Origin of the sequence: Microvirga sp. GCM10011540 (assembly GCF_042650665.1) — a bacterium.
Taxonomy (GTDB): domain Bacteria; phylum Pseudomonadota; class Alphaproteobacteria; order Rhizobiales; family Beijerinckiaceae; genus Microvirga; species Microvirga lenta.
The window spans coordinates 46,982-59,871 of record NZ_JBHSBQ010000024.1; the positions used below are offsets into that span (position 1 = coordinate 46,982).

The following is a 12,890-nucleotide window of genomic DNA, read 5'->3' on the forward strand; positions in this document are numbered from 1 at the left end:
CTTTCGATGGCTGATCCCAAGAATGAACCCGGCAAGACTTCCTCGACCGAAAAGCGGACGACGGGGAGCGATTCCGGAACGGGTTCGAAGATTTCGGCCGGCACCTCCGTCGGCAATGTCGGCCAGCCTCCGATGCCCCATGCTCACGAGGATACGAAGCCGGCGCAGAGCTCCACGCTCGCATCGCACACCTCCAAACCGCTCGGCGGAACCGACAGGACCCATTCCGCCGGCCAGTCCGATCAGGACCGCTCCGGCAAGGAACAATCCGGCTCGGCGGGCAAGAGCCAGCAGGGTGCGGGTGCTCAGGCCAGCGAGCAGGCCCGCAACGCAGCCGATCAGGCTCGCGAGAAGGCCTCGGACGCCTACGAGGGCGCGTCCGAATGGGCTCAGGACACCTACGAGCGGGTGTCGGGTTGGGCTTCCGGCTCCGGCAGCCGCCGCGGCGGCCAGTCCCGCCGGACGAGCCGCATGCGCAGCCGCTCCGGGACGAGCTTCGGCAACATGCGCGGCGGCGTTCAGCAATACGTCGCGGAGAACCCGATGGTGGTCGGCCTGGTCGGCCTCGCGGCCGGTCTCGCCCTGGGCGCCCTGCTGCCGCGCACCCGCCGCGAGAACGAGGTCTTCGGCGAGTGGGCCGACGAGGTCCGCAGCCAGGGCCTCCGCTACGCCCGCGAAGCCGCCGACATGGGACGGGAATACATCGAAGAGAGCCTCGGCGGCGACGATGCTCAATCCGGCGGGCGCGGGAACGGGTTCCAGGCGGACCAGCCCGGCACCAATCGCCACTGAGCCGTTCCTCGGCAATCTCGGAGCGCCGGCCTTGTGCCGGCGCTTTTTCATTGCACGGGAGCCTGGGGTGGCCGGCGCTCCGCGGGGCGCGGGCGAATGCCAATCCTCCGTAACGGAAGCTTAACCTTAACTCCTTGAAGTCAGTGCCCTTTCCTTCGGCTTCTGGAACTACTGTGCTCCAAATGCCGTTCTCCATCTGTTTTCCAATAGCATTGCGTCCGCAAGCGTACCGAATGCGCCGGGAGGACGAATAAAAATCCGAATTGGATTTATTGATGGAGTGATGGTGTGCGGGTTCTGATTCTAGAAGATGATCCATTCATTGCGCTTGACCTGCAGGCGATAGTCGAAGGCGAGGGGCACGAAGTAGTCGGAGTGTTCGAGTCCATCGCCGAGGCCCAGGAACACCTGGAGGACAAATTCGATTACGCTCTGCTCGATATCGATATCGTTGGCGGAAAGACGTTCGGAATTGCCGCGGAATTGCTGGAGCGGCGGATTCCTTTTGCGTTCGTGTCGGCGTCCCGTCCGGCGGAGGTGCCTCCAGGCCTGAGAGGGGCTTCGTTCATTCCTAAGCCTTTCGAGGAGAGAGCCATCCGCAAGTCGATCGCCGAGGCTGCGCATGACCGATTCTCGTTCCACTGAGACGTCCCGAGGCCGGAGGCGCGCTTCTTGACCGAAGCGTCGGACTGCACGAGCGCCGCGTCGGCCCTGAGCAGCCCCCGGCTGGGCTTCTGCTGCAAATATGTCCCTGAGCCCGGCGAAGGACGACCGGCGACGGCCCCGGAGCTGAACACCACGTCGGTGACGATGGCCTATCTGACCCGGCTCGGCGGCGCAGCGGCCTACGACAAGCTGGCCTCCGTGGTCTCCCACAATCTCGGGGCGGTCCGACGGCAGATCGAGCATGTCGCCGCGCGTCCTCGCATCGAGCGCCTGCATCGCCTGTCGAGCGACCTGCTGCCCGGCTATACGCATCCCACGTGCCGTGACTACTACCGGGATTCGGACCTGCGGGGGATGATCGAGGAAAGCCTCGCCGCGACCGGGCGGATCGCCCGGGAGGGAGGGGTGCGGCTGAGCATGCATCCCGGCCAGTTCTGCGTCATCGCCTCGGCCAACCTCTCCGCTCTCGCGAACGGGGTCGCGGAGTTCGAGTATCACGCCGAGGTGATGGGGCTTCTCGGCTACGACGGAGGCTGGCATCCGGACGGGGCGCATATCAACATCCATGCGGGGGCGAGAGCCGTCGGAGCCGAAGGGTTCCGAGAGGGCCTGACCCGCCTTTCCGAAACGGCGCGCAATCTCATCACGGTCGAGAACGACGAAGTCAGTTACGGCCTCGACGACCTTCTGCCGCTCGCGGACGACCTGCCGCTCGTGCTCGACCTCCATCACCACTGGATTGCGAGCAGGGGCGAGTACATCGAGCCCGACGACCCGCGCATCCGGCAGATCGTTCGCTCCTGGCGCGGCGTCCGGCCCGTGAGCCATGTCAGCGTGTCGCGCGAGGACCTCCTGCCGGATCACGACACCCATACCCGGCCCGATTTCGCCAGGCTCGTCGGCAGCGGCCTGCGCCCGAGAGACCTTCGCGCCCACTCGGACCTGATGTGGAACGACGCGGTCAACGATTGGGTCGCCGGCCACCTGGAATGGTCGGACTTCGAGGTCGAGGCCAAGCTGAAGAACCTCGCCTCCGAGGGGCTGGCCCGCTACGTCGAGGCGCGTCGGCAACGGCCTTAGCCGCGGCCGGAGGATCCGGGGCGCCCCCTCCTTGCTGCAAGCCTCCGGCAAGGCAGACGTCCTATCTTGTCGCAGGACCTCGAAGACGATTGCTCAGGGAGCGCCGGGAGGCTCCGGGGCGGTCGGCCCTTCGCCGGGCCGGGCTTGGACGCCCGATCCCGGGCTGGGAAACGAAAGAGGTCCGCAAGTGGTTGGAACCAAGTCGCTGCTGCAGCGTTAGTGAGCGATGTATAAAGAGTTCAAGAAACCATGTCCGAGGACCAGTCCACAGTTCTTTTGGTCGAAGACGAGCCCCTGATCCGTCTTTTCATCGCCGAGCTTCTTGAGGATGCAGGTTTCAGAGTGGTCGAGGCCGCCAACGCCACGGAGGCCCTGGTCATCCTGGAGGCTGGCCTGCGCGTCAACGTGCTGCTGACGGATGTGGAGATGCCGGTCGGCTGCAATGGTTTCGAGCTGGCCCACAAGGTTCATGAGACCTGGCCCGAGGCTGAAATACTCATCATGTCGGGCCGGCAATGGCCGGCCTTCGGGGACCTGCCGCCCGGAGCAGCCTTCCTGGCGAAGCCGTGCCCGAACGAGGCCATCGTCTCGCATGTCCACTCGGCCGCCGAGCGCACCCGCAGGGTCCACCCCCTGGCCCGGAGGATGCAGGCCTCCCATGAGGCTGCCGCAAAGATTTTGCCCTTCCCAAAGACCGCTTGATCCACAGGCCCGTCTTGCTGATGGCACAGAGCGGACATAAGCTCTGCCCATATTGGCTTCCTGGTCGAAGGTTCGGAGCTTAGGAACAGCGTCCGAAAGCCTGAACGGGCGCAGCCAATGGACTTTTCACGGCCAGACCCGCTGCTGTCGAAGAGTAACTCACCCACCCTCGGAGGAATCTATGCCGACCAAGACTACAGACGGAAAAGCCGGTGCGAAGAAGCCTGCGGCCAAGGCAGCCGCCAAGACTGGCGGAGCCAAGCCCAACGCTCTCCAGAAGCCCTTGCAGCCTTCGAAGGAGCTGGCGGCCATCGTCGGTTCGGACCCGCTTCCGCGCGGCGAGGTGGTGAGCAAGATGTGGGACTACATCAAGAAGAACAACCTCCAGAATCCCGAGAACAAGCGCGAGATCCTGGCCGACGACAAGCTTCAGCCGATCTTCGGCAAGAGCAAGGTGACGATGTTCGAAATGAACAAGCACCTCGCCCAGCACCTGAAGTAACGGCGCCGTCCGCCGCCTTCAGGATGCCTGCCGCCATGCGGCTATCGGCAGAATATCCGGCCGCTGCCCTGGGGCCATGCCCCAGGGATCCACCGCCCACTCCCGCCCCGTCTTCCTTTCCCCGATCACCGCCGTCGTGTGGGGATAGCGTCCATCGATGAAGAAGCCGCGGGATTGCGGCCGTTGGACCCGATGGTGGACGAGGAGGCCCTGATCCTGCAGGACCAGGAGCAGACTTGTCGTGTTCGCGCTCTCATCCAGACAGTCCATCTGACCATGCACCCCCGACATCTGCGGAGGAGAACCCGGCAGGTCGGGTCTGCCGCCGAACTGGCGTGCCAGGTAGGCCGTGTAGGACCTCACCACGTCGCCGATGGCTTTCCTCTCCGCTTCCGGCGATGTGCGCGCGCCCCTCAAGGCGCCTCTTGCACGGGTGAGCAGGGCGGCATCGACGACAAGGGCCATCCTGCGAGCGCAGCCATAGCCGTGGCATGCGATGATTCGGGTCTGTGCCGGCGGAACGTAGCCCTGCTCGCCGAACCAGGCCTGCGCCGTTTGGGCCGCATGGGCGTGGAAGGGCAGGGCGAGGGCCAGAATCAGCGACAGCCTCGAAATGAAAAGTGGCGCGAGTGTCATGATGGGAGTACCTATCGCCCTTAAGCTGTGCGGCGCTTCCGTTAAGATAGGTCAAACGAGGGGGCTGCCTACCGGCCAAGGTCGTTCGTTCCTGCAATCGGAGCCCCCATGTCCCGCATCGTCTTCCTCAACGGCTCGTTCCTCCCGATCGAGGAGGCCAGGGTTCCCTTCATGGATCGGGGCTTTCTGTTCGGGGACGGCGTCTACGAAGGGATCGGCGTTCTCGACGGCCGCCTGATCGACAACGAGGCTCATCTCGAGCGCCTGGAGCGCTCCCTGCGCGAGGTTCGGATCCCCAATCCCTATTCACGGGCGGAATGGACGCGCATCCAGGAAGAGCTGGTGCAGCGCAACGGGATGACGGAGGGCTTCGTGTACTTCCAAGTCACCCGTGGGGTGGCCGAACGGGACTTCTTCTTTCCGGAAGAGGCCCGGCCGACCGTTGCGATGTTCACCCAGGCGAAGTCCATCGCCCAGTCTCCCGCGGCCGAGAAGGGGATCGCCGTCGTCACGGTGCCGGATCAGCGCTGGGAGCGGCGGGATATCAAATCCATCAACCTCCTCGCCCAGGTCCTCGCCAAGCAGGCCGCCAAGGAGGCCGGAGCCCAGGAAGCCTGGATGGTCCAGGACGGGTTCGTGACCGAGGGCGGTTCGTCGAGCGCGTTCATCGTCACGAAGGCAGGCAGCATCGTGGTCAGGCCCCTGTCCAATGCGATCCTGCCCGGCATCACCCGCCGGTCACTGCTGCAATTATCGCGCGAGGATGGCATCGTTCTCGAGGAGCGCCTGTTCACGGTGGAGGAGGCCTATGAGGCGGCCGAGGCCTTCCTGACCAGCGCCTCCAACTTCGTCCTCCCCGTCGTCCGGATCGACGGACGTCCCGTCGGCGATGGAAAACCCGGCCCGGTCACGCAAAGGCTGCGCCAGCTCTACCTTCGGATGGCGGCTTCTCCGGCCCTGGCGGCGGAATAGAGCGACCGGAACCTCGACTGTCATGGCCCGTTCCCTTTGAAAGGAGACGAGCCATGAGGCGAACGCTGATCTTCACGATTATGATGGCCGGCAGCTTTACAGTCGCCGGCGCGCAGACGCCGAGCCTGCAGCAGCAGGCTCCCAACATGCCGCCACTCGAGAGAATGCCGCCCGAGAAGATCGAGCCCGCCGACCCGAGCTCGACCGGCTCCACGGATACCCTTAGCGACAAGCTGCAAGAGACGGAGGGCGTCATCCGGCCGCCCGTCACGAGCACGCCCGACATGCGCGTTCCGGCGCCGGAGCCGAACCCGGGCACGACCCCGGTCATTCCGCCGCCGGGCAGCCCGGGCGGAAATCAGAACGTCCAGCCCAGATAGGCCATCGGGGAGAGGCTTACTTCCCGGCCGATTTGCGCCGCTTGCCATTGCCGGACTTGTTGCCGGACCGGCCATTGCCGTTCTGCATGATCCGGTCCGCAACCTCGGTGATGCGGCGGCGCAATTCCTCGTTCTGCGTTTCGAGGCCCTCGAAGCCGACGATCTTCGCGCGGGCCTCGTCCCGCTCGGCCTCGATCTCGCGGATGTGCTGCTCCAGGATCAGGCCGCGCTCCTGTTCCGCCGTCAGGCTCTTGGCGAGCTGCGCCAGGCGCTGACGCTCATCGGACAGTTCGTTGTGGCGCTCGCCGAGGGCGCGCTCGAAATCGTTGCCCCGGGCGGTCTGGGTCATCAGGCGGGTTTCGAGGTCCGAGATCGTGATGCGCTTGGCGTCGAGCTCGCTCAGGGCTGCGGTCAGGCGCCGCTCGAGATCGTGCGACTGGGTCTCCAGGGCCGTGACCCTCTCCTCCGTCCGCAGGAGCTCTCCCTTGGTCCGCGAGAGATCGGTCTGGGATCTTTCGAGCTCCCGGCGCGTGTCGGACAGCTCGTCCAGGGTGGCGCGGTGGGCGTTTTCCAGGGCCGCCAGCGTCTCACGCGTCGCGGCGAGCAAGGTGCGGGTCTGTGCCAGGTCCTCCTCGGTGCCGCCAAGCCGTCCCTGGGTGTCCGCCAGCTCCGCTTCGAGCTGCGCGATCGTCTGGTCGCGGTCGGCGACCACTCCTTCGAGCGTCTCGATCCGGACCGCCCTTCGGCCGAGCTCCTCCATGCTCTGGTGCTTGACGGCCAGAGCCTCCTCGGCCTTGCGCTCGATGCGCCGCTGCAGAACCGCGAATTCGGCGCGCAGGTGGTCCTTCTCGGCGGTCAGTTCGGAGACGGACAGCGGAAAGAGAGCCTCGGCCCGCCGACGCGCGAGGCGCTCGGCACGGGCGTTGATGGCTGGGATGATGAGAAGCGCGATCAGGGTTGCCGCAAGAAACCCCAGCGCAAAGATCATGACGGTTTCGACCACGCGGACGCAAACTCCAAGGTGCCTGACCGGAAAAGGCTCAAGCACCTTGCCTTGTGCCTGCGCAGCCTTCCAGAGCTCTTCTGCCCCAGACTGCCGGTTCTAGCGCATTCTAGAACGGATTCCAGGTCGGTTCGGGCGTGAACTTGAGATAGCCCATATTGACGCCGAGCCTCGCGCCGACCCCGGTCCGGATCGGAACGACCACCATTTCGTCGGCCTTCGCGGCCGAAACGCCGAAGCCGCCGATCAGATAGGCCGAGCCGTCGAGGCCGACGAAGCGCCGGTAGAGGGAATCCGTGCTGGGAAGGTTGTAGACCAGCATCATGGTGCGGGCGCCCTCGCCGCCGACGTCGAAGCCGAGGGAGGGCCCCTGCCAGAAGATGCGGCGCTGCCCGGCATTGCGGGTGAAGAGCTTGCCTTCGCCGTAGCGAAGGCCGCCGAAGAAGGCGCCGGAGGCCTCCTGGCCGAGAATATAGCCGTTCGGCTCACCCCACCGGCGCACGGCTTCCTGGACGGCCAGCGCCAGTCCGCGGGCCGCGGAGCCGAAGAACTGATGGCCGGATTCGATCAGATCGTTCGAGTTGTAGGAGTTCGGATCGCCGGGATTGGCCGCATAGGCAGGCTGGATGCTCTGGGCAGCGACCTGGCTGGGCGTGGCGCCGAACAGGGCGGCGGCCGCAGCCGCCACAAGAAACATGTAACGCGAGCGCATGAAGCTATCTCCTCGCAAGAGACGCCGGGCCTGTCGGCTCCGGCACGGGGCGGAGAAGGAGGTCTCGAAGACGAGCTGCAAACCTTCCGTCGAGCCGGGAGCTTAAGCCCATCAACCCTAACAATCTCTGTATGAGGGTCGGCCCGCGGTACCGTGGGCCGATCTTTTCGAGGATGCGCTAGGAGGAGGCTACGGGCAGAGCAAGGCGGGGGGCCAGAGCGACGTCGCCCAGGGCCGCGAAGGGCCCGTTCCGGTAGCCCCGGTCCTCATGGCCGTAGGTCAGGGGGATGCCCCCGGGGCCGACCACGCAGCCGCCGGCGCGGGAGAGGATATGGTCACCCGCAGCCGTGTCCCATTCCATGGTGGGACCGCAGCGGACATAGACATCCGCCTCGCCCGAGGCGATGAGACAGAATTTCAGGGCGGACGATGCCATTCGTCTGGTGCCGATGGAAAGCGTCGAGAGGCAAGCTTCCGTCGCGTCATCCCCATGGCGGCGGCTCACGAGGGCGACCAGATCCTGAGCGGGAGCGGGTCGGGCTTTGACCTCCTTCCAGGCGAGGCTTTCTCCTGCGGAATCGGGGACCGGAGCGGACCGAGTGGTGGTGCCGGCGGCCCAGACGATCCCCATGGCAGGCGCCGCTACGACCGCCGCGATGGGCCTGGAGCCCTGGATGAGGGCGATGTTCACGCTGTACTCGCCGGTCCCCCGGATATAGTCGCTCGTCCCGTCGAGGGGATCGACCAGAAAGAAGTAATCGTCGGGCTCGACGGTGCTGGCGGTTTCCTCGGCAATGACCGGGATGCCGTTCCAGACTTCGCCGATGCGCCGGATGATCAGTTCCTCGGCGGCCAGATCCGCGGCGGTGGTCGGGGTGCCGTCGTCCTTGATCCGGCTTTCGATCAGGGCACGCTCCAGTCGTCGCAGGACGTGCCCGGCTTCCAGGGCGATCCCAGCGAGCCTGAGCGCAATTGCATCGGTATCATTGTCGTCGAGCCGCATCATGGCTTTCCTGCCCGTTCCTGCGCCAGGAGACGATCCGTCATGCCCGCTTTTCAAAGAACTCATTGCCGGTTATCCGGTTCATGTTTTCTTTCCTCGTCAGCTGTCACCATGCCGGTCGAACTCCCGATTTCATGCGTGTATAGCTGAACCTACGTCATTCCGGAGCCCTCATGGCCACGATTTCGCTCGATTCCCTCGACCTCGCCGCTCTTCTCTGCTCGCGCGTCTGCCATGACGTGATTTCTCCCGTCGGAGCGATCGTGAACGGGCTCGAGGTTTTGGAGGACGACAACGACGCTTCCATGCGGGAATTCGCCCTCGACCTGATCCAGAAGAGCGCCAGGCAGGCCTCTGCGCGGCTCCAGTTCGCCCGTCTCGCCTTCGGGGCCGCCGGATCCGCCGGAGCCTCCATCGACCTCGGCGATGCCGAGCAGGTGGCCCGCGGGCTCTTCCTGGACGACAAGATTTCCTTCGCCTGGTCGGCGCCGCGGCTGCTCTTCCCGAAGAACCGGGTCAAGCTCCTCCTCAACCTCATCATGATCGCCATCACGGCCATCCCGCGCGGCGGCTCCATCGCCGCGAACGTGTCGGGCGATGCGGAGCGGTGCGAGTTCATCATCAAGGCGAAGGGGCTCAATGCCCGCATCCCGGCCCATTCGGAGGCTCTGCTCGCCGGCGATTCCGAGAGCGGCACGGTCGATGCGCACGGCATCCAGATCTACTATGCCGGCATGATCGCCCGCGCTTCGGGCATGTCCATCGCGTTCAGCATCGAGGGCGACGAGGTGACGATCCGCGCCGTGACGGAATAGGCGACGGCTCTAACCCGATCGGTCACAACAAAAAGCCCGGCGAAAGCCGGGCTTTTTGTTGGAACTGGGGACGTTCCTGATCAGACGGCCATTCGCACGTCGGAGTCGCCGGGCTCGCGCAGCACATAACCGCGGCCCCAGACCGTCTCGATGTAGTTCTTGCCCTGCGAGGCATTGGCGAGCTTCTTGCGGAGCTTGCAGATGAAGACGTCGATGATCTTCAGCTCCGGCTCGTCCATGCCGCCATAGAGGTGGTTGAGGAACATCTCCTTCGTGAGGGTCGTGCCCTTACGCAGGGAGAGGAGTTCCAGCATCTGGTATTCCTTGCCCGTGAGGTGGACGCGAGCGCCTCCCACTTCGACGGTCTTGGTATCGAGATTGACGATCAGGTCGCCGGTGGTGATGACCGACTGCGCGTGACCCTTGGAGCGGCGCACGATCGCATGGATGCGGGCGACGAGCTCGTCCTTGTGGAACGGCTTGGTCAGGTAGTCGTCGGCGCCGAAGCCCAGGCCCTTCACCTTGTCCTCCGTGCCGGCCATGCCGGACAGAATCAGGATCGGAGTCTTCACCTTCGCGACCCGCAGGGTCCGCAGGACCTCGTAGCCCGACATGTCGGGGAGGTTCAGGTCGAGAAGGATGATGTCGTAGTCGTAAAGCTTGCCGAGGTCGACGCCCTCTTCCCCGAGATCCGTCGCATAGACGTTGAAATTCTCGGACTTCAGCATCAGCTCGATGCTCTGCGCAGTTGCGCTGTCGTCTTCGATCAGAAGTACGCGCATGTTTAATCCCCAGCCCTTGCCCTTGGGCCACTGAGCAACCGTGAGCTGCCCATTCGCCACAGGGCCTGTGGCGAATGCCCTTCTGAACTGATTCGCAACGCTAATGCAGAATGGTTAACAAACCCTGATTCTGACATGCAAGCTCTTAACGACTCGACCTCGACAATCGATCGTCCGAAGCTCCTGCCCTGTGGATTCTGCGTTACCATCCGGAATCGCGCCGCATCATCAGAAAGCTTTGTTCTTGAGGCTTTCAGGCCCCGTCCGGCTGCTCCCCGAAGAGCCGCAGCCGTAACGAGACCAGTCTTAACGAAACCGGTAAACGAAACGTTGACGAACCCGGCCGGTACAGGCTCCACGAGAGCTATTTCCGCCAGTGTCCTGTATTTCCAGAATTTTTTCGCCTCTTCGGTAAGGAAGGGTCAACTTCCATGGGCGATGGTTGCCCATGCCTGGCGGATAACTGAGCGATCCGTGCGGCAGATGAAACAGCGACGTGTGGAGTTCAATCAAGATGAAGTCGCGGGATACGCTCATCCGCCTCAAGCGCTTTCAGGTCGACGATAAACGCCGGAGAGTGGCGCAAATCGAGATGATGATCGCAGAGTTCGACCGCATGGCGGCTGACCTTGATCGAGAAATCGCTGCGGAAGAGCAAAAAGCCGGGATCACTGATCCGAACCATTTCGCCTATCCGACCTATGCCCGCGCCGCTGCACAGCGACGCGACAACCTGCGCCAGTCAGCGGAGAATCTGCATACGCAGCTCGACGATGCCAAGGCCGAACTCGGCGAGGCCTTCGAAGAGCTGAAACGAGCCGAAAGCCTGGAGGACCGGGAGCGCTCCGCCGAGCGCACGCTGGAAACCGTCATCGGTCATACCGGTCAGGCACGCACCCTGCGCGCTTCTGCTTGAAGTCTTGTTACCGATCCTTGCAAGGACGCGCCGGTGCCGGTGCGTCCTTTTTCATTTGGGCCCTGCAAGGACCGGAACGTGCGGCGCCGCCTCGAGAGGAAGAAATCCCAGCAGCCTTGGATCGTCCGCCACCTCGATGGCACGCTTGTAGGCAGTGAAGCCCGAGCGCAGGTAGAAGGTGAGGGCGGAGGGATGGTCGAGCGAGCAGGTATGGACGAAGAAGCGCGAGACCGGCCGGGCGAAGGCGCGCCGGAGCGCCTCGGTCATGAGATAGCGGCCGGCACCTTGGCCGATGATCCCGGGCACAAGCCCGAGGAAAGCCAGTTCTGCTTCATTCTGCGAACGGAAATCGAGTTCGAGGAGGCCGACATCGCCCGTGCCGTCGTTCAAGGCATAGGCCTCGACCGCAGGGTCACCGAGGATTGAGGCCAGATCGCCGTCGGGCATGACCGCACGGCTGAACCAGAGCCAGTCTTCGCCGATCCGGCGGAACAGCCTGCGATAGCGGACGAGATCGTGGTCGATGCGCTCCAGGGACAAGCCTTCCGGGGCCCTCACGGGAGAAAGCCGCGGAGGCTCATGCATCTCCAGGTACGTCACGACCGTGGCGATTTTTCCCGGCGGCAGGTCGGTATAACCGTTCAGGTCGAGCGCTACCGGTCTTGTCGTCATGTCGTCCGCCGCTGGATCTCTCGATGAGGCGAAAGTGCTCTCTCACGGGTGACACGGGAGGGCAACCGAAAGATGGCGGACGCATCGTACCCGGTGAGGGTTCCTGCTCTTCCGGACGGCAGCAGGCGCAGAGGTTCAGCAGCGCTTTCCTGCAGGATTCGGACCGGCTGCGGGTATCGAGTGGTGCGCCTCAATATCCCCTTGCGGCTTCAGAGGTTCTTGGGGCACAGAGGGGGGAAGGGAAGGAGATTGGCCAACTCAATGAAAAATGTGCGTGAGTTCATCTGGCCCGCGATCGGGCTTCTGGCGGTCATCGTTTCCGGTTGGCTTCTTTACAACGAGCTTCGCGGTCTGTCGCTGGACGACGTCTGGGACAGCCTGACGGCGATTCCCGGCGAGCGCTATGCCTTGGCCGGCCTCTCCACCCTCGTCGCCTATATCGCCTTGGCTTGGTACGACCGGATCGCGCTCCTGCACCTGGGCGTTCGCCACATCTCGTGGCTTTTCGTTTCCATCACCTCGTTCACGACCTATGCCCTGTCGCACAATATCGGTGCATCGGTGTTCTCCGGGGCGGTCGTGCGCTACAGGGCCTATACCTCGAAGGGCCTGAGCGCGGCCCAGATCGCGGTGCTGGTCGCTCTCTGCTCCTTCACCTTCGGCCTCGGCACCATTCTGCTCGGCGGCGTGGTCCTGACGCTCGACCCGACGCTCCTGCATAGGCTCGAAGAACTCCTGCCGGCTGCGCTCACGAACCCCGCGACGGCACGGGTCGTCGGTCTGCTGCTCCTCGGATTCGTCGCGCTCTATGCGGCCGGCTCGATCCTGCACCTGCCGCCGCTCGTCATCCGCAAGGCGAAGCTCGAATATCCCCGCCCCGCCATCATGGGGCGGCAGCTCATCGCAGCTCCGCTCGAATTGCTGGGAGCGGCGGGCATCATCTACTTCGCCCTCCCGGCCCAGCTCGAGCCGAGTTTCATCGTAGTGCTGGCCGTGTTCCTGGCCTCGTTCTCGGCGGCTCTCGTCAGCCATGCTCCGGGAGGGCTGGGCGTTTTCGAGCTCGTCTTCCTGACGGCGATGCCCGATATCCCGAAGGCCGACGTCCTGGCCGCCCTCATCGTCTTCCGTCTCTTCTACCTCCTGATCCCGTTCGCGATCTCGCTGATCGTCGTTCTCCTCTTCGAGCGGGCGCGCTTGGCGCAGGCATGGAGAACCCGGGCCGGAGACGGCCAGGTTCCTCCGGCGCCGCTGGCATGA

General features: G+C 64.4%; 16 protein-coding genes. 10 read left to right on the forward strand and 6 right to left on the reverse strand.

Annotated features, from left to right (window positions below):
* Window positions 1-6: 6 nt before the first annotated feature.
* The 5 genes from ACFOYU_RS08655 to ACFOYU_RS08675 all read left to right on the forward strand — a co-directional run bounded on the left by ACFOYU_RS08655 (window position 7) and on the right by ACFOYU_RS08675 (window position 3,742).
* Window positions 7-792 carry a hypothetical protein gene (locus ACFOYU_RS08655; RefSeq protein ID WP_226736654.1) on the forward strand — a complete coding sequence of 262 codons (786 nt, stop codon included), beginning with the start codon at window positions 7-9 and terminating at the stop codon, window positions 790-792.
* Window positions 793-1,080: 288 nt separating this feature from the next.
* Window positions 1,081-1,437, forward strand: a complete 357-nt coding sequence (locus ACFOYU_RS08660) for a response regulator (RefSeq protein WP_226736652.1) — start codon at window positions 1,081-1,083, stop codon at window positions 1,435-1,437.
* Window positions 1,438-1,464: 27 nt separating this feature from the next.
* On the forward strand, window positions 1,465-2,538 hold the full coding sequence (locus ACFOYU_RS08665) for a UV damage endonuclease UvsE (protein WP_377033226.1): 1,074 nt from the start codon (window positions 1,465-1,467) through the stop codon (window positions 2,536-2,538).
* 249 nt (window positions 2,539-2,787) lie between these two features.
* Window positions 2,788-3,240, forward strand: a complete 453-nt coding sequence (locus tag ACFOYU_RS08670) for a response regulator (protein ID WP_377033227.1) — start codon at window positions 2,788-2,790, stop codon at window positions 3,238-3,240.
* Window positions 3,241-3,421: 181 nt separating this feature from the next.
* On the forward strand, window positions 3,422-3,742 hold the full coding sequence (locus tag ACFOYU_RS08675) for an SWIB/MDM2 domain-containing protein (protein WP_226736647.1): 321 nt from the start codon (window positions 3,422-3,424) through the stop codon (window positions 3,740-3,742).
* Window positions 3,743-3,760: 18 nt separating this feature from the next.
* Here ACFOYU_RS08675 and ACFOYU_RS08680 read toward each other — a convergent pair whose 3' ends face one another.
* The gene (locus ACFOYU_RS08680) at window positions 3,761-4,378 is read right to left on the reverse strand and encodes a hypothetical protein (RefSeq protein ID WP_377033228.1); all 618 of its coding nucleotides are present in this window, start codon (window positions 4,376-4,378) and stop codon (window positions 3,761-3,763) included.
* Between the two features lie 108 nt (window positions 4,379-4,486).
* On the opposite strand from ACFOYU_RS08680, the gene ACFOYU_RS08685 reads away from it, so the two are divergent.
* Entirely contained in the window at window positions 4,487-5,350 is an 864-nt protein-coding gene (locus ACFOYU_RS08685) for a D-amino-acid transaminase (protein WP_226736643.1), read from the forward strand.
* Between the two features lie 53 nt (window positions 5,351-5,403).
* Window positions 5,404-5,730 (forward strand): hypothetical protein, encoded by a 327-nt coding sequence (locus ACFOYU_RS08690; protein WP_226736640.1) that lies wholly within the window; start codon window positions 5,404-5,406, stop codon window positions 5,728-5,730.
* Window positions 5,731-5,746: 16 nt separating this feature from the next.
* Here the strand turns inward: ACFOYU_RS08690 and ACFOYU_RS08695 are convergent, their stop codons facing one another.
* The 3 genes from ACFOYU_RS08695 to ACFOYU_RS08705 form a co-directional block, all read right to left on the reverse strand.
* On the reverse strand, window positions 5,747-6,733 hold the full coding sequence (locus tag ACFOYU_RS08695; RefSeq protein ID WP_226736638.1) for a hypothetical protein: 987 nt from the start codon (window positions 6,731-6,733) through the stop codon (window positions 5,747-5,749).
* A 109-nt stretch (window positions 6,734-6,842) separates the two neighbouring features.
* A complete protein-coding gene (locus ACFOYU_RS08700) occupies window positions 6,843-7,445 on the reverse strand; it encodes a DUF1134 domain-containing protein (protein ID WP_226736636.1) in 603 nt (200 codons plus the stop codon).
* Window positions 7,446-7,623: 178 nt separating this feature from the next.
* Window positions 7,624-8,514 (reverse strand): 3'(2'),5'-bisphosphate nucleotidase CysQ, encoded by an 891-nt coding sequence (locus ACFOYU_RS08705; protein ID WP_377033229.1) that lies wholly within the window; start codon window positions 8,512-8,514, stop codon window positions 7,624-7,626.
* A gap of 107 nt (window positions 8,515-8,621) precedes the next feature.
* Between ACFOYU_RS08705 and chpT the strand changes: the two genes are divergently transcribed.
* Window positions 8,622-9,263, forward strand: a complete 642-nt coding sequence (chpT, locus tag ACFOYU_RS08710; protein ID WP_377033230.1) for a histidine phosphotransferase ChpT — start codon at window positions 8,622-8,624, stop codon at window positions 9,261-9,263.
* Window positions 9,264-9,343: 80 nt separating this feature from the next.
* Here the strand turns inward: chpT and ctrA are convergent, their stop codons facing one another.
* Window positions 9,344-10,045: a response regulator transcription factor CtrA gene (ctrA, locus tag ACFOYU_RS08715; RefSeq protein WP_226736632.1), complete on the reverse strand. Its 702-nt coding sequence runs from the start codon at window positions 10,043-10,045 to the stop codon at window positions 9,344-9,346.
* Window positions 10,046-10,559: 514 nt separating this feature from the next.
* On the opposite strand from ctrA, the gene ACFOYU_RS08720 reads away from it, so the two are divergent.
* Entirely contained in the window at window positions 10,560-10,961 is a 402-nt protein-coding gene (locus tag ACFOYU_RS08720) for a flagellar export protein FliJ (RefSeq protein ID WP_226736630.1), read from the forward strand.
* A gap of 51 nt (window positions 10,962-11,012) precedes the next feature.
* On the opposite strand, the gene ACFOYU_RS08725 is transcribed toward ACFOYU_RS08720, so the two are convergent.
* Window positions 11,013-11,633: a GNAT family N-acetyltransferase gene (locus ACFOYU_RS08725; RefSeq protein WP_377033231.1), complete on the reverse strand. Its 621-nt coding sequence runs from the start codon at window positions 11,631-11,633 to the stop codon at window positions 11,013-11,015.
* Between the two features lie 261 nt (window positions 11,634-11,894).
* Here ACFOYU_RS08725 and ACFOYU_RS08730 point away from each other — a divergent pair, with 261 nt between their 5' ends.
* The gene (locus ACFOYU_RS08730) at window positions 11,895-12,890 is read left to right on the forward strand and encodes a lysylphosphatidylglycerol synthase domain-containing protein (protein ID WP_226736626.1); all 996 of its coding nucleotides are present in this window, start codon (window positions 11,895-11,897) and stop codon (window positions 12,888-12,890) included.